10 protein-coding genes are annotated in these 14,939 nt (G+C 71.0%); 5 read left to right on the forward strand and 5 right to left on the reverse strand.

Annotation, left to right across the window (positions count from 1 at the left end; all coding sequences use genetic code 11):
• Positions 1-95 precede the first annotated feature (95 nt).
• Entirely contained in the window at positions 96-2,108 is a 2,013-nt protein-coding gene (locus CBM2588_RS22710; RefSeq protein ID WP_115682598.1) for an alpha-amylase family glycosyl hydrolase, read from the forward strand.
• Positions 2,105-4,774 carry a malto-oligosyltrehalose synthase gene (treY, locus tag CBM2588_RS22715; RefSeq protein WP_115683695.1) on the forward strand — a complete coding sequence of 890 codons (2,670 nt, stop codon included), beginning with the start codon at positions 2,105-2,107 and terminating at the stop codon, positions 4,772-4,774. The genes CBM2588_RS22710 and treY overlap by 4 nt, the downstream gene beginning before the upstream one ends.
• Before the next feature lie 10 nt (positions 4,775-4,784).
• Here treY and CBM2588_RS22720 read toward each other — a convergent pair whose 3' ends face one another.
• A complete protein-coding gene (locus CBM2588_RS22720; RefSeq protein WP_115682599.1) occupies positions 4,785-5,351 on the reverse strand; it encodes a malto-oligosyltrehalose synthase in 567 nt (188 codons plus the stop codon).
• 469 nt (positions 5,352-5,820) lie between these two features.
• Here CBM2588_RS22720 and CBM2588_RS22725 point away from each other — a divergent pair, with 469 nt between their 5' ends.
• The 3 genes from CBM2588_RS22725 to CBM2588_RS22735 are packed head-to-tail and all read left to right on the forward strand — an operon-like array spanning position 5,821 to position 6,916.
• Entirely contained in the window at positions 5,821-6,192 is a 372-nt protein-coding gene (locus tag CBM2588_RS22725; protein WP_115682600.1) for a BON domain-containing protein, read from the forward strand.
• 49 nt (positions 6,193-6,241) lie between these two features.
• A complete protein-coding gene (locus tag CBM2588_RS22730) occupies positions 6,242-6,472 on the forward strand; it encodes a hypothetical protein (protein WP_092315677.1) in 231 nt (76 codons plus the stop codon).
• A gap of 42 nt (positions 6,473-6,514) precedes the next feature.
• Positions 6,515-6,916 (forward strand): hypothetical protein, encoded by a 402-nt coding sequence (locus CBM2588_RS22735; protein WP_115682601.1) that lies wholly within the window; start codon positions 6,515-6,517, stop codon positions 6,914-6,916.
• Positions 6,917-6,974: 58 nt separating this feature from the next.
• Here the strand turns inward: CBM2588_RS22735 and CBM2588_RS22740 are convergent, their stop codons facing one another.
• The 4 genes from CBM2588_RS22740 to uvrA form a co-directional block, all read right to left on the reverse strand.
• A complete protein-coding gene (locus CBM2588_RS22740; RefSeq protein ID WP_115682602.1) occupies positions 6,975-7,643 on the reverse strand; it encodes a BON domain-containing protein in 669 nt (222 codons plus the stop codon).
• A complete protein-coding gene (locus CBM2588_RS22745; RefSeq protein ID WP_115682603.1) occupies positions 7,630-8,517 on the reverse strand; it encodes an endonuclease/exonuclease/phosphatase family protein in 888 nt (295 codons plus the stop codon). Before CBM2588_RS22745 ends, CBM2588_RS22740 begins: the two co-directional genes overlap by 14 nt.
• 35 nt (positions 8,518-8,552) lie before the next feature.
• Positions 8,553-8,921 carry an endonuclease gene (locus CBM2588_RS22750; protein WP_115682604.1) on the reverse strand — a complete coding sequence of 123 codons (369 nt, stop codon included), beginning with the start codon at positions 8,919-8,921 and terminating at the stop codon, positions 8,553-8,555.
• 100 nt (positions 8,922-9,021) lie between these two features.
• Complete coding sequence (gene uvrA / locus CBM2588_RS22755; protein ID WP_115682605.1) at positions 9,022-14,883, reverse strand: excinuclease ABC subunit UvrA; 5,862 nt, start codon at positions 14,881-14,883, stop codon at positions 9,022-9,024.
• Positions 14,884-14,939: the final 56 nt, after the last annotated feature.

Below are 14,939 nucleotides of genomic sequence, written 5' to 3' on the forward strand. Positions count from 1 at the left end.
GCGGGCTTGCCGGTGGCGCCGCGAATGCGCCCTTCTGCTGGCATGGAGTTCGCATTGCGCAAGGACCCCATTCCCCCAGAAGGCAGGAGCCGAATTTGAACGCCGACCCCTTTCTCCTCGCCCCCGGCACCCGCTCTGCCGTGCCGCCGCTGGCGCCGTTCGACTGCTTTGCCGCGCCTTCGGCATCCCCCTTCTGCACCCACGACGAACCCACGCAGGACTACCTGTTCGGGCCGGCCTGGCTGCCGGACGGACGGGTACGCTTCCGGCTGTGGGCGCCCGACGCCGCCGAGCAGGGCCACGCGGTACGCGTGGAGATTGCCGGGCTGGGACCGGTGCCGATGGCATGCGGACCCAACGGCTGGTTCGAGGCGATCGTGCCGGGCTGCGCGGGTGCGCGCTACTGGTTCCGGCTCGACGATGGCACCACCGTGCCCGACCCGGCCTCGCGCTGGCAGGCCGACGATGTCCACGGCCCCAGCATCGTGCCGGCAGGCGACGCCGCGAGCGCGTTTGCGTGGACCTGCCCGGACTGGCGCGGCCGCCCCTGGCACGAAGCCATCGTCTATGAAATGCACGTCGGCCTGTGCGGCGGCTACGCAGGCGCCGCGCAGCAACTGCCGCGGCTGGCGGCGCTGGGCTTCACCGCGGTCGAGCTGATGCCGGTCGCCGAGTTTCCCGGCACGCGCAACTGGGGCTATGACGGCGTGCTGCCGTTTGCGCCGGAGTCCGGCTACGGCACGCCGGACGAACTGCGGGCACTGGTCGACCGCGCCCACCAGCTCGGCATGATGGTGCTGCTGGACGTGGTCTACAACCATTTCGGGCCCGAAGGCAACTACCTGCACCGCTACGCCAGCGCCTTTTTCCGCACGGATCGCCAGACCCCGTGGGGTCCGGCCATCGATTTCCGCCGGCCGCAGGTGCGGCGCTTCTTCACCGAGAACGCGCGCTACTGGCTCGAGCAGTTCCGCTTCGACGGCCTGCGCCTGGACGCCGTGCATGCCATCGAGGACGAAGGCTGGCTGGCTGCGCTGCCGGGCGAACTGCGCACCGCGCTGGCCGATGGCGACGGCCCGCGCCGCCATGTCCACCTGGTGCTGGAGAACGACGACAACGACGCCGCGCTGCTGGCCGCGGGCTACGACGCGCAGTGGAACGACGACGCGCACCACGCGCTGCACGTGCTGCTGACCGGCGAGGACGATGGCTACTACCGCGACTACAGCGCGGCGCCGGATGCGGGCGATGGCGGCAGTGGCGGCAATGGCGACAGCGCCGCCGCCGGGCGCGGCGTGCCTGCGCTGCGCCACCTCGCGCGCGTGCTGGGCGAAGGCTTTGCCTACCAGGGCGAACGCTCGGCGTTCCGCTCGGCCGCGCTGCCCGCGGCGGCGGATGGCGTGCGGCGCGGCCAGCCCAGCGCGCACCTGCCGCCCACGGCCTTCGTCTGCTTCCTGCAGAACCATGACCAGACCGGCAACCGCGCCCTTGGCGAACGGCTGGCGCAACTGGCCGACCGCGAGGCACTGCGCGCGGCGATCGCCCTGCAGCTACTGTGTCCGCAGGTGCCGCTGGTGTTCATGGGCGAGGAAACCGGCAGCGCGCAGCCGTTTCTGTATTTCACCAGCCATCCGCCCGAGCTGGCCCGGGCCGTGCGCGACGGACGCCGGCGCGAGTTCGCCGCGACCGCCGCGTTCCGCGACGACGCCCGCGCGGCGGCCATCCCCGACCCCAACGACCCGGCCACGTTCGAAGCCTCGCGCCCGCGCTTCGACGATGACGGCGACTGGACGCCTTACTACCGCGAACTGCTCGCCGTGCGGCGGCGCGAACTGCTGCACCGGCTGGCCGGCTGCCAGAGCGCCGGCGTCGACGTGCTGGGGCCGGCGGCGCTGTGCGCGCGCTGGCGGCTGATGGACGGCGTCGAACTCAGCCTGTGGCTCAACCTGGGCAACGAAGCCGTGCCGTGCACGCGGCCGTGCCACGACCGCAGCACCGCGCTGCATGAAAGCAGCGCCGGCGCGGCCGCGGCCTTGTCGGCCGGGCTGCTGCCGCAGCGCGCATGCGTGGCCACCGTGTGCGAGCCCGCCGCGGCCCGCGCGCGATGATGCCTGACGGCGCGCCGCAAGCGCTGCCACGCGCAACCGCCCGGCTGCAGCTGCACCCGGGCTTCACCTTTGCCGATGCCGCCGCCGTGGTCGGCTACTACGCCGCGCTGGGCGTCAGCCATCTTTACCTGTCGCCCATATGCGGGGCGCGGCCCGGCTCCACCCATGGCTATGACGTCACCGATTTCACCGCGGTGCGCGACGAGCTGGGCGGCGAGCCCGGCCTGAAAGCGCTGGCCGCGCGCGCCCGCGACGCCGGCCTCGGCCTGATCGTCGACATCGTGCCCAACCACATGGCGGCCGACCCGACCCACAACGGCTGGTGGCGCGACGTGCTGGCGCATGGCCGCGGCAGCCCTTGCGCGGCCAGCTTCGACATCGACTGGACCCCGCGCGACCCGGCGCTGCACGGCAAGGTGCTGCTGCCGATGCTGGGGCAGTCGTACTGGGACACCGTGGTGGCCGGCGAACTGCAGTGGGTTCCGGCCAGCGACGATGCCCCCGCCCATCTGCGCTATTTCGACCACACCCTGCCGCTGGCGCCAGGCAGCGTCGACGCCGAAGCCGAGCGCGACGGCCCGGCCTGGTACGACGCCACGCATGCCGAGGGCCGCAGCCGGCTCCATGCCCTGCTGGAACGCCAGCACTACAGGCTGGCCTGGTGGCGCACCGCGGCCGCCGCGCAGAACTGGCGCCGCTTCTTCGAGATCAGCGACCTGGTCGGCGTGCGCGAGGAAGACGAGCGGGTGTTCGACGCGGTCCATGCGCTGGTGCTGCGCCTGCTGCGCGAAGGCTGGATCGACGGCGTGCGCGTCGACCACGTCGACGGCCTGGCCGATCCCGCCGGCTATTGCCGCAGGCTGCGCGCCGCACTGGACCGCCATGCCGCCGCGCGCCCGCCCGCGCTGCGGCTGGAGCGTCCGTGGCTGGTGGTCGAGAAGATCCTTGGCCCGCGCGAGCGCCTGGCGCCGGACTGGCAGGTGCATGGCACCACCGGCTATGACTTCATGGATGAAGTGGCCGCGGTGCTGCATGACGGCGACGGCGAAGCCCCGCTGGACGCGCTGTGGGCGAGGGTCAGCGGCGATGCGCGCGGCTTTCCCGAGCATGTCGAGGCCGCGCGGCGCCAGGTGCTGGAGCGGCACCTGGTGACGGAGTTCGAAGGCGCCGCCGCGTGCCTGCGCGACTGCGCCGAGCAGGAGCCCGGCACGCGCGACCTGACCCGGGCGGCGCTGCGGCGCGCGCTGGCCGCGCTGATGGCGGCGGTACCGGTGTATCGCAGCTACTTCGATGCGCGTCCGGCCGAACGCGACGCGGCCGCGGCGCTTGCCGATGACGCCATGCTCGAACAAGCCATGCGCGCCGCGCGCGCCGGCCTGGCGCCCGACGAAGCGGTGGCGCTGGCCTTTATCGGCGGCTGCCTGCGCACCGCCGCGCCGGCCGACAGCGAAACCGGCGCGCTGCGCCGCCGGCTGCAGCAGTTGATGCCGGCGCTGGCGGCCAAGGCCGGCGAGGACACCGCGTTCTACCGCTACGGCCGGCTGCTGTCGCGCAACGAAGTCGGCAGCGATCCGGCCCGGCTGGCGATGCCGCCGGCGCAATTCCACGCCCGCATGGCGGCGCGGCGGCTGGCCTGCCCCTACGCCATGCTCGCCACCGCGACCCACGACCACAAGCGCGGCGAAGACGCGCGCATGCGCCTGGCAGTGCTGAGCGAGGTTCCGGGCGCGTGGGCCGATGCCGTGGCCGCGTGGGAGGCCGCGTCGGCACCGCTGCTGGCGACCTTGCCGCAAGCGCCCGACCCCGGCGACCGGCTGATGCTGTACCAGACCCTGGTCGGCGCCTGGCCGATGGCAGACCTGAACCTTGCCGACGACGCCGACGCCGCGCAGCCCTTGCTGGAGCGCGTGGGCGCGTGGCAGCGCAAGGCCATCCGCGAAGCCAAGCGCCATGGCAACTGGACCTGCCCCGACACCGATTACGAAGCCGCATGCGAGGCCTTCCTGCACGGCCTCTGCGCACCCGGTCCAGCGGGCGGAGCCGGCAGTGTGCTGGCGCAGATCGGCCAGTTCGCGCAGCGCATTGCCGCGGCCGGGGCTCTGAACAGCCTGGCGCAGGTGCTGGTGCAACTGACCGCGCCCGGCATTCCCGACCGCTACCAGGGCTGCGAAGGCTGGGACCTGAGCCTGGTCGATCCCGACAACCGGCGCCCGCCCGACTACGCCCGGCTGCAGGCACGGCTGGGTTGCAGCGCGGGCTGGGCCCACTGGCTGGCGCACTGGCGCGACGGCCGCATCAAGCAGCAACTGGTGCGCCAGGTGCTGGCGGTGCGCCGCACGCATGCGGCGCTGTTCGCCGATGGTCAATACAGCATGCTGGCCGCGCAGGGGGCGCTGGTGCCGCAGGTGCTGGCGTTTGCGCGCAGCGCCGACGGGCGCCAGGCCATCACCGTGGTCACCCGGCTTGCCGCCGCGCGCGTCGACCCCGCCCTGCCGCGCATTCCGCAAGCGGCCTGGGGCGATACCACGCTCAACGTCGGCGCGCCGCAACCGAGCCGCTGGACCGATGCGCTGACCGGCCATGTCATCGACGCACCGCTGGGTCGCCTGCGGCTGCGCGAAGTGCTGGGCGGCCTGCCGGTCGCGCTGCTGCTGCGCGAGCCCTGATGCGCCACGCTCAGGAGTGCGGCGGCGCCGTCGACTGCCATACGACCGGCGCGAACGGCCCGCGCGAGGCCTGGGTCGGCGAGGCGCTGCGTTCCTGCGGCAGGTAGGGCCGGATCACCACGGCCACGTAGTCGTCTTCCTTGGGCGTTACCACGATGTACGCGAGCCCCGACATCACCAGGCCGACCTCGCCGAGTTCGGTGGCAATGCGCGCCACGATAAAGCGCTGCAGCAGCATCGGGTTGACGCTGTCGTCGATGGCAAGCGCGGCGGTGCAGATGGTCAGGAAGCAGCGTTCGACCTCGCGGCACACCACCACCACTTCATCGATGGCGTAGCCGGCGCGGCTGGCGCGCACCAGCACCGACACCCCCGCGCTGGGCGCGGCCCGGTGCCATCCGGGCTTGACCTTGAAGCTGGGCAGGGCCAGGCCGGAACCGGTGTCCTGCGCGACGGTGTTGAAACGCTGGGCGAAGTCCGAAGGCGTGATCGCAAGCAGCTGGCGCTCGACCGGTGCCGACGACACCGACACCGACGAGGCCAGGACCACGGTGGACAGAATGCTGGCTAGGTTCATGGCTTCCTCGCAACGGCTATACGCTCCCCCGCGCTGTCGGGCCCGGCAGCACACGGCCGCAAGCTGCGCCGCGGCGGGAAGGCCGGCGTTGCGGGTGCTCGCCGGCACTTGCCGCACGCCAGTTGTTGCCAGCATTTCCTCCACTATAGACAGGACCGCACGCCAGCACAGCACGGAACGCAAGCGGCACGCCAGGCGCTGTGCCGCCGCCCATCGCAGCGCCGCCTGCGCACTGCGGCGCGTCGGCCACGCGCGCCATGCAGTTTCTGCAGCGCCTGTAAAAACTACGGCGCATGCGGCACCGCGCCGCGCCGGCGACGGCGCCGCATCGCGCACAGTCCGCGCCGTGGCGCAGCATCGGCCGGGTGGTGGCAATGCCTGCGCCCGCGACCATGCGGGAACGGAGCTTGCAGGCAAAGTGCAGGTGCGGGCTGAACCGCAGGCCCGCCAGCATGTACAGGAGGGCTCTATGACCGCACGCTACCGCATTCGCATCGCCGCGCTGGCGTTGCCGCTTGCCGTGCTGGCCATGGCGGCCTCCGCGCCGGGCATCGCAGCACCGACCGATGCACCCGCGGCGCCGTCATCCACCGGCCGCACCGCGGCGCCACGCGATACCGCTGCCGCCAGCGACCGCGCCATCACGGCCGAGGTCCAGGCACGCCTGGCCAATGCGCGCACGCTCGACCCGGGCAAGATCCGGGTATCGACCACCGACGGCGTGGTCAAGCTCGAAGGCACCGTGCGCGACGACAAACAGCGTACGATGGCCATGGAGCTGGCGCGTTCGGTGCGCGGCGTCAGCGCGGTTTCGGATGAACTGCGCGCCGGCACCGATTGACGACCTGTCGCCTGTCCGGCAGCGCCATGCCAACCTTGATGGAGACGTGATGAGCACCCATCGCCAGCCCGACCACGACACCACCCGCCGCCGCAGCGAGCCCCGCGACCCGCACAAGGGCGGCCCGGACACCGAGCACGAGCGCGGCAAGCCGGGGCGCGACCGGCGCCACGATGTCGAGCGCGAGCACGACATTCCCGACGAGAACGGCGAGCCGCCCTCGGTCAAACGCCCCGGCGGCAAGCCCGAAGAAAGCGAGCCGCCGGTCGAGAACTACTGAACCCGGCGGCCACCCCTTGCACCAGCCCCAACAGGAGGCATGATGAGCAAGACCGTACGTACCGGCCCCACGCGGCATGCCGGCACCCGCACCGACCGCGTGGGCAGTCCGCTAGCGAGTGCCCGGCGCGAAGGCGCGCAAGCCGCCTCGGGCCGCGGCCGTTCGCGCCAGAACACGGCCACTGGTGCGGCGCGCTCCGAAGCCGGCAATATCCCCAGCACGCTTGACCCGGACCTCGCGCAGGAAACCGACGATATCGAGAACGAGCTCGCGCAGCGCGATGAAGACGCGCACAGCCCCGAGGAAGAGGAAACGCCCGAGGAAGAGATCGCCGATGAAGTGGTGCGCGCGGCCGAGGCACTGCCGGCCGACATGCCCGTCGACAAGGCCGACCGCACCGACGAGCGCGAAGAGAACCCGCCGCGCCCGCCGCGGGTGGATTAGCGGGTGGATTAGCGGGTGGATCAAGAAGGCGGCTCCGGATGCTGCGGAGCCGCCCGGGTCATTCGGACGCCAGGACGCCGTAGGGCCGCACCCGGATGTGGTTGATCACGTCCTGCACGCCGAATACGCGCTCGGCAATCTCTTCGATGTCGTACTTGCTGCGGCGATCGCCGACGTGGCCCTCCAGCGTCACCAGGCCGTCCTGCACCCGCACCGTGACTTCGCTGACATCCAGCTCCTGCGCATGCGCGAGCCGGTCGCAGACTTCATCATGGATGCGGTCGTCCCCGCGGCGGTAGTTCTTCGGGCCGCCGCGGCGGTAGCCGCGGTACGCCGGCACGTCCCAGTCATCGGTGCCGTAAGGCGCGCCGGCTGGCCCGCCATACCAGTCGCGCCGGCCTTCCCAGCGCTCCGCGCCATATGGCACGCGACGGCGCGACCATTCGTCTTCATAGCGAGCCTCGTCCCAGGGTTCGCTCGAGGGTTCGGCGGGGCGCCCCCGGCGCCATGATTCAACTTCCCGGCCCTGCCAGCCTTCCGCTTCGGCCTCAAACGGGCGGGTGTCGTCGCGCGGCAGCCGCTCGGCGGTATTGCCATAGCGGCCCGCGGTCAGGGTGCGCTGGCGGCGGTTGCGCGCCTGCGCGGGAATGCCGCTGTAACCCTGGTCGTTGCTGCCGTACTGGTGATCGGGGCGCCTGCGCAGGTATTCATCGTCACGGTGTTTCATTGAAATCCTCCTTCGCGTGCGCAGTGGTACGCCGCGCATTCCATCCGCCTTCCGGCACCTCGAAACAGGCCACCAGCGGCAGGTGGTCCGATGCCACGCGCGCCAGCGGCGAGCGGTGGCTGGCCACCGACACCAGGTGCGCGCGCGGCGACACCCAGATGCGATCCAGCGCAAACACCGGCAGCCGCGATGGAAAGGTCGCCGTGTGCGGAGTGTGTTCGAAATACGCGTGCAGCCAGCGCAGCGGCCGGCCCCACAAGAACCACTCGTTGACGTCGCCCAGCAGGATGGTCGGCAACGGCGGCGCCGCGGCGACGTAGTTCAGCAACTGCTGCACCTGGTGGCGACGCTCGCCCGGGCGCAGGCCCAGATGGGTCGCGATCACGCGCAGCGGATTGGCGCAGCCGGAGGCGGTGCAGGAGACGGTGGCGTCGATGGCACCGCGCGGCTCGCAGCCCTTGACGGTCAGGTCGATCTGGTTCACTGCCTCGGGGGCGAAGCGCGTCAGCAGCGCATTGCCGTAGTCGGCGCTGCCGCGCACCCGCGTAAAGCCCGACACCACGTGCATGCCCGTGTGTCCGGCCAGGTATTCCAGCGTATGGTCGTTGCTGCTGCCCGATTCCACTTCCTGCAGCGCAACGATATCGGCGTCGAGTTCCGCCAGCACGGCTGCGATCCGATCAGGGCGATAGCGGCGATCGGTGCCGACGGCGCGGTGGATGTTGTAGCTGACCACCGTCATCTGGGCCAGGCCGGCTGCGCGCGTCGGCGGACAATGCAACGCCGCCGAAGCCCCGGCCTGCGCCGGGGTATCGCCGGGCTCACGCGCGTGGGCAGGATTTACAAGGGACGGTAAGTCCGGTTGCATTCGCATGGCCGGTCTCGGTGAGCGGTTGCAAGGCGCGATCCTCAGGCCCCGTCGAGGAACTGGTTAGGCCTGCCGATGCGGCGGCCCAGGTCAGGGCTTTCCCAGCGAGCCCCTTCCATATACGGGTCCGGCGTGCGTTGCACGGTGGTGCCAGGCATGCCAGGCTGCGCCGGCATGGTCGACGGCTGCGCCTCCGGCGCGGTGGCCGCAGGTGCCGTCGGGGCCAGGTCAGTACGCGTCGGCGCGTTGGCCCCCTGCGTATAAGGGTCGAACTTGTCGGTGCTGCGCGCGCCCTGCGAATACGGGTCGTAAGAGCCGCGCGGCGTACCTGGCGTCTGTGCCATGGCGGGGATGGCGGCCGCCGCCACGGCGAGGGCGGCAAGGAGTCGGCTGGTGCGGAAATGCTTCATGGTTACCTCCGTTAGGGCGCGATGTGCGCGCCAGTAACCATGGGCAAGCGAAAGGCGTGCCTGTACCGCCTTTCGCTTCGCCGCGCCCGGCCCCGCGGCCTTAGGCGATGCCCACCTTGCCCGTGGCGGCGTGGCCCCGCGCCAGCACCGGCACCAGCGCCGCACCCGTATGGCTGGCGCGGTTGCGCGACAGCGCTTCGGGATCGGCCGCGCCGACGATGGTGCCGCCGCCCGCGCCGCCCTCGGGGCCCAGATCGATGATCCAGTCGGCCTCGGCAATCACGTCGAGATCATGCTCGATCACCACCACGCTGTGGCCGCCGTCGGTGAGCCGGTGCAGCACGCGGATCAGCCGCGCCACGTCGGCCATGTGCAGGCCCACGGTGGGTTCGTCGAGCACATACAGCGTGTGCGGTGGCTTCTGCCCGCGCCGGGTGATGTCGTCGCGCACCTTGCTCAGTTCGGTCACCAGCTTGATGCGCTGCGCCTCGCCGCCGGACAGCGTCGGCGACGGCTGGCCCAGCGTCAGGTAGCCCAGGCCCACATCCTTCATCAGCTGCAGTGGATGCGCAATGTTCGACATGGCCGCAAAGAACTCCACCGCCTCGTCGATCTCCATGGTCAGCACTTCGCCGATATTCTTGCCGCGCCAGGTCACGGCCAGGGTCTCGGGGTTGAAGCGCTGGCCGTGGCAGACATCGCACGGCACCTTCACGTCCGGCAGGAAGCTCATGCCGATGGTGCGCACGCCCTGCCCTTCGCACGCCGGGCAACGCCCGTCGCCGGTGTTGAACGAGAAGCGCGAGGCGGTGTAGCCGCGTGCGCGCGCTTCCAGCGTATCGGCGAACAGCCGGCGGATGGTGTCCCACACGCCGATATAGGTCGCCGGGCAGGAGCGCGGGGTCTTGCCGATCGGGGTCTGGTCCACTTCCAGCACGCGGTCGATGGTTTCCCAGCCGGTAATCGCTTCGCAGCCGTGCCAGTTGTGCCGGACGTCGAGCGGCTTCCTGGCACTGCCCTTGCCCGCGCCGTTCTCATCCTTGGCCGCGTTGCGCGCGCGCCGCGTCGCCGGCGACGACAGCACCGAGCGGCCCACCGCATCGAGCAGGTTGGTCATCAGCACATCGCGCGCCAGCGTCGACTTGCCCGAGCCCGACACGCCCGTGATCGCCACCAGCCGCGACAGCGGCAGGCGCGCGGTCACATTGCGCAGGTTGTGCAGCGACGCGCCGTGCACCGTCAGCCATTGCGGCGGATCCGCGGGCTTGCCCGCTGCGCCGGGCCTGACCTTGCGCCGCGGCTGCAGCGGATGGACGATCGGGTTGGCCAGGAACTGGCCGGTGGTGGACGCCGTTGCGGCGGCCAGCTCGGCCACGCCGCCCTGCGCCACCAGCGTGCCGCCGCGCTTGCCCGCGCCCGGGCCGATGTCGATGATATGGTCGGCGCGACGGATGGTGTCTTCGTCATGCTCCACCACCACCAGCGTGTTGCCCTTGTCGCCCAGCTTGCGCAGCGCGTCCAGCAGGATCTGGTTGTCGCGCGGATGCAGGCCGATGGTGGGCTCGTCCAGCACGTAGCACACGCCCTGCAGGTTGCTGCCGAGTTGCGCCGCCAGGCGGATGCGCTGCGCCTCGCCGCCGGACAGGCTGGGCGCGGCACGGTCCAGGCTCAGGTAGCCCAGCCCCACTTCTTCCAGGAACTGCAGGCGGCTGCCGATCTCGCTGACCACGTCGCGCGCGATCTCGGCATCGCGTCCGGACAGGCGCAGCCCGTCGACCCAGCGGCGGGTCTCGGACACGGTCCACTGCGCCACCTCGACGATCGCGTTGTCGTCGAAGGTCACCGCGCGCGCCACCGGGTTCAGGCGGGTGCCGTGGCAGTCCGGGCACGGCGTGTCGACCACGCCCTCGGGTTCCTGCTCTTCCGACGGCAGGCTCTGCTCGCGGCCGCGGTTGTCGTCGGCCAGCACGGTGTCGTCGAAGGCCGCGCGCTGCTCGCGCGTCAGCGCCAGCCCGGTGCCGACGCAGGTGCCGCACCAGCCGTGCTTGCTGTTGTACGAGAACATGCGCGGATCCAGCTCCGGATAGCTGGTGCCGCATTGCGGGCAGGCACGCTTGGTCGAGAACACCTTGACCTCGCCGACATGCGCGCTGCCGCCGTTGTGCATGGCATGGTCCAGTCCGTCCAGCGGCGCCAGCAGGTGCATCACGCCCTTGCCGGCCTCCAGCGCCTGCGCCAGCAGCGCCCGCAGCCCGGCCTCGTTGTCGGCCGACACCACCAGGTCACCGACGGGCAGCTCGATGGTGTGCTCGCGGAAGCGGTCCAGCCGCGGCCACGGGTCCACCGGCAGGAATTCGCCGTCGACGCGCAGGTGCGTGTTGCCGCGCGCCTTGGCCCATTTGGCCAGGTCCGTGTAGACCCCCTTGCGGTTCACCACCAGCGGCGCCAGCAGCCCCACGTGCTGGCCGCGATGGTCGCGCAGCAGTTGTGCGGCGATCGATTCCGGGCTCTGCGAGGTTACCGGCGCGCCATCATGCACGCAGTGCTGGATGCCCAGCTTGACGTACAGCAGGCGCAGGAAGTGCCAGACCTCGGAGGTGGTCGCCACCGTGCTCTTGCGGCCGCCGCGCGACAGCCGCTGCTCGATCGCCACCGTCGGCGGGATGCCGTAGACCGCATCCACTTCGGGCCGGCCGGCGGGCTGCACGATCGAACGGGCATAGGCGTTGAGCGATTCCAGGTAGCGGCGCTGGCCCTCGTGGAACAGGATGTCGAACGCCAGCGTCGACTTGCCGGAACCCGACACGCCGGTGACCACGTTGAACTTGCCGTGCGGGATGTCGACGTTCAGCGCCTTCAGGTTGTGCTCGTGCGCATTGACGATGCGCACCACGTCCTCGCCCTCCACCTCGCGGCGCGCGCGCCGCGCCTGCAGCGCGGCCTGCAGCGGCACGCCTTCCGCCTCGGCGCGTTCGGCCGCCAGCGTGCCGGCTTCACCGAGGGCAGCGTCATAGTGGATCAGCGCCTGGCCGGTATGCGACCCGGCGCAGCGCTTCACGTCCTCGGGCGTGCCGGTGCAGACCACTCGACCGCCCGCGTCGCCCCCCTCGGGGCCGAGGTCGATCAGCCAGTCCGCGGCACGGATCACGTCCAGGTTGTGCTCGATCACGATCAGCGAATGACCGCCATCGAGCAGCTTGCCGAAGGCCTGCATCAGCTTGGCAATGTCGTCGAAATGCAGGCCCGTGGTGGGCTCGTCGAACATGAACAGCCGGCGCGGCAGGTTGCTGGCCCGCGTGCGCGACGGCGTCGCCTGCGCGGCTTCGGCGAGGAAGCCGGCCAGCTTCAGACGCTGCGCCTCGCCGCCCGACAGCGTCGGCACCGGCTGGCCCAGCTTCATGTATTCCAGCCCGACATCGACGATCGGCTGCAGCACGCGCAGCACCGCCGCATCGCCGGCAAAACAGGCCGCGGCCTCGCTGACGGTCAGTTCCAGCACATCCGCGATGCTGAGCAGGCGTGGCGGCTGGCCGGGCGCGGCGCGCTCGATCTTTACTTCGAGCACTTCGGCACGGTAGCGGGTGCCGTCGCAGTCCGGGCAGCGCAGGTAGACGTCGCTGAGGAACTGCATCTCGACGTGCTCGAAGCCGGAGCCGCCGCAGGTGGGGCAGCGCCCGTCACCGGAGTTGAAGCTGAAGGTGCCCGCGGTATAGCTGCGCTGCAGGGCCAGCGGCGCCCTGGCGAAGAGCTTGCGGATCTCGTCGAAGGCGCCGACATAGCTGGCCGGGTTGGAGCGCGCGGTCTTGCCGATCGGCGACTGGTCGACGAAGACCACATCGTCGACCAGGTCCGCGCCGGTCAGCTGGCGGAACGCGCCCGGCGACTCGGCGGCCTTGCCGAAGTGCCGCGCCATGGCGGGATACAGCACATCCTGCAGCAGCGTGGACTTGCCCGAGCCGGACACGCCGGTCACGCATACCAGCCGCTGCAGCGGGATTTCCACCGTGACATCCTGCAGGTTGTGCTCGGTCGCGCCCTCCAGCACGATGCGCGGCAGCTTGCCGTCGACCGGCCGGCGCTGCCAGTGCGAGGCATCGGCCACGCGGCGGCGCCCGCCCAGGTAATCGCCGGTCAGCGTGCCGGCCTGGCGGATATCCGCCGGGGTGCCGTCGAAGATGATGTTGCCGCCGCGCTCGCCAGGGCCGGGGCCCATGTCGATCAGGCGGTCGGCGGCCAGCATCACCGACGGATCATGCTCGACCACCACCAGCGTATTGCCCGCGTCGCGCAGCCGGTGCATGGCCTCGACGATGCGGTTCAGGTCGCGCGGGTGCAGGCCGATGCTGGGCTCATCCAGCACGAACAGCGTGTTGACCAGCGAGGTGCCCAGCGCCGTGGTCAGGTTGATGCGCTGCACCTCGCCGCCGGACAGCGTGCGGCTCTGGCGGTCCAGCGTCAGGTAGCCCAGGCCCACGTCGCACAGGTACTTCAGGCGCGTGCGCACCTCGGCCAGCAGCAGCTTGAGCGCATCGTCCAGCATCGCGCTGGGCAGCGACAGCTCGTCGAAGAAGCGGCGGATCCGCTCGATCGGCAGCAGCATCAGGTCATGCACGGTCAGGCCCGGCAGCGCCTCGAGCCGGGTGCGGTCCCAGTCCACGCCGCGCGGCAGGAAGCGGCGCTGCGGCGCCAGCACGGCATCGGCATTGTCCTTCGAGCCCAGGCGCCACAGCAGCGACTCGGTCTTCAGGCGCGCGCCGCCGCAGGTTTCGCACGGCGTGTAGCTGCGGTACTTCGACAGCAGCACGCGGATGTGCATCTTGTAGGCCTTCGACTCGAGGTAGTTGAAGAACCGCATCACGCCGTACCACTGCTTGTTCCACTGCCCGTTCCAGTCCGGCGAGCCATGGACGACCCAATCGCGCTCGGCCTCGGTCAGCTCCGCCCAGGGCGTCTCGCGCGGGATGCCGGCCTTGCCGGCATAGCGCATCAGGTCGTCCTGGCATTCCTTCCAGGCCGGCGTCTGCATCGGCTTGATCGCGCCGCCGCGCAGCGTCTTGCGCGCATCGGGAATCACCAGGCCCAGGTCGACCCCGATCACGCGGCCGAAGCCGCGGCAGGTTTCGCAGGCGCCGTAGGCCGAGTTGAAGGAAAACAGCGCGGGCTGCGGGTCGGCATAGCGCAGGTCGCTGTCGGGGCTGTGCAGCCCGGTGGAGTAGCGCCACACCGGGCCGTCGTCGCCGTCGGTCAGCACGTAGATGTTGACGCGCCCGCCGCCCCGCCGGAGCGAGGCCTCGATGGCCTCGACCACGCGCACTTTCTCGGCATTGCCGATGCGGAAGCGGTCCGCGACCACATCGAGCAGCTTGCGCGCGCCGGTGGGCGACGGCACCACGCGCTGCGCCTGCACGCGGGTATAGCCGCTGACCGACAGCCACTGCTGGACTTCCTCGTCGGTGGCCGATTCCGGCAGTTCCACCGGGAACGTCACCACCAGCCGTGCGTCGTGGTGCGGCTGGCCCGCGGCCGTGCGCGCGACCAGATCGGCATAGATGGTTTCGGGCGAGTCATGGCGCACAGGCTGCGCGGTCTGCTTGTCGAACAGCTCGGCCGCGCGCGCGTAGAGCAGCTTCAGGTGGTCGTTCAGCTCGGTCATCGTGCCGACCGTAGACCGCGAGCTGCGCACCGGGTTGGTCTGGTCGATGGCGATCGCCGGCGGCACGCCATCCACGCGCTCGACCTGGGGCCGGTCCATCCGGTCCAGGAACTGGCGGGCGTAGGCGCTGAAGGTCTCGACGTAGCGGCGCTGGCCTTCGGCATAGAGCGTGTCGAACACCAGGCTGGACTTGCCGGACCCCGACGGCCCGGTTACCACGGTCATCTCGCCAGGGCGCAGGTCGAGATCGACATCCTTGAGGTTGTGCTGGCGGGCGCCGCGAATCCGGATTAGCTGCTTGCTCGACACGGTTTCTCTTTCGGATCAGGACGTTAAGGGAATGCCGGGAGGCCCCGGACCACTGT

It is taken from the genome of Cupriavidus taiwanensis, from assembly GCF_900250075.1.
Lineage (GTDB): Bacteria > Pseudomonadota > Gammaproteobacteria > Burkholderiales > Burkholderiaceae > Cupriavidus > Cupriavidus taiwanensis_C.

Bases quoted from the DNA above. Each gene is read 5' to 3' on its own strand.
- treY (WP_115683695.1), top strand. From the start codon at position 2,105: ATGATGCCTGACGGCGCGCCGCAAGCGCTGCCACGCGCAACCGCCCGG.
- CBM2588_RS22720 (WP_115682599.1), bottom strand. From the start codon at position 5,351: ATGAACCTAGCCAGCATTCTGTCCACCGTGGTCCTGGCCTCGTCGGTG.
- CBM2588_RS22725 (WP_115682600.1), top strand. From the start codon at position 5,821: ATGACCGCACGCTACCGCATTCGCATCGCCGCGCTGGCGTTGCCGCTT.
- CBM2588_RS22730 (WP_092315677.1), top strand. From the start codon at position 6,242: ATGAGCACCCATCGCCAGCCCGACCACGACACCACCCGCCGCCGCAGC.
- CBM2588_RS22735 (WP_115682601.1), top strand. From the start codon at position 6,515: ATGAGCAAGACCGTACGTACCGGCCCCACGCGGCATGCCGGCACCCGC.
- CBM2588_RS22740 (WP_115682602.1), bottom strand. From the start codon at position 7,643: ATGAAACACCGTGACGATGAATACCTGCGCAGGCGCCCCGATCACCAG.
- CBM2588_RS22745 (WP_115682603.1), bottom strand. From the start codon at position 8,517: ATGCGAATGCAACCGGACTTACCGTCCCTTGTAAATCCTGCCCACGCG.
- CBM2588_RS22750 (WP_115682604.1), bottom strand. From the start codon at position 8,921: ATGAAGCATTTCCGCACCAGCCGACTCCTTGCCGCCCTCGCCGTGGCG.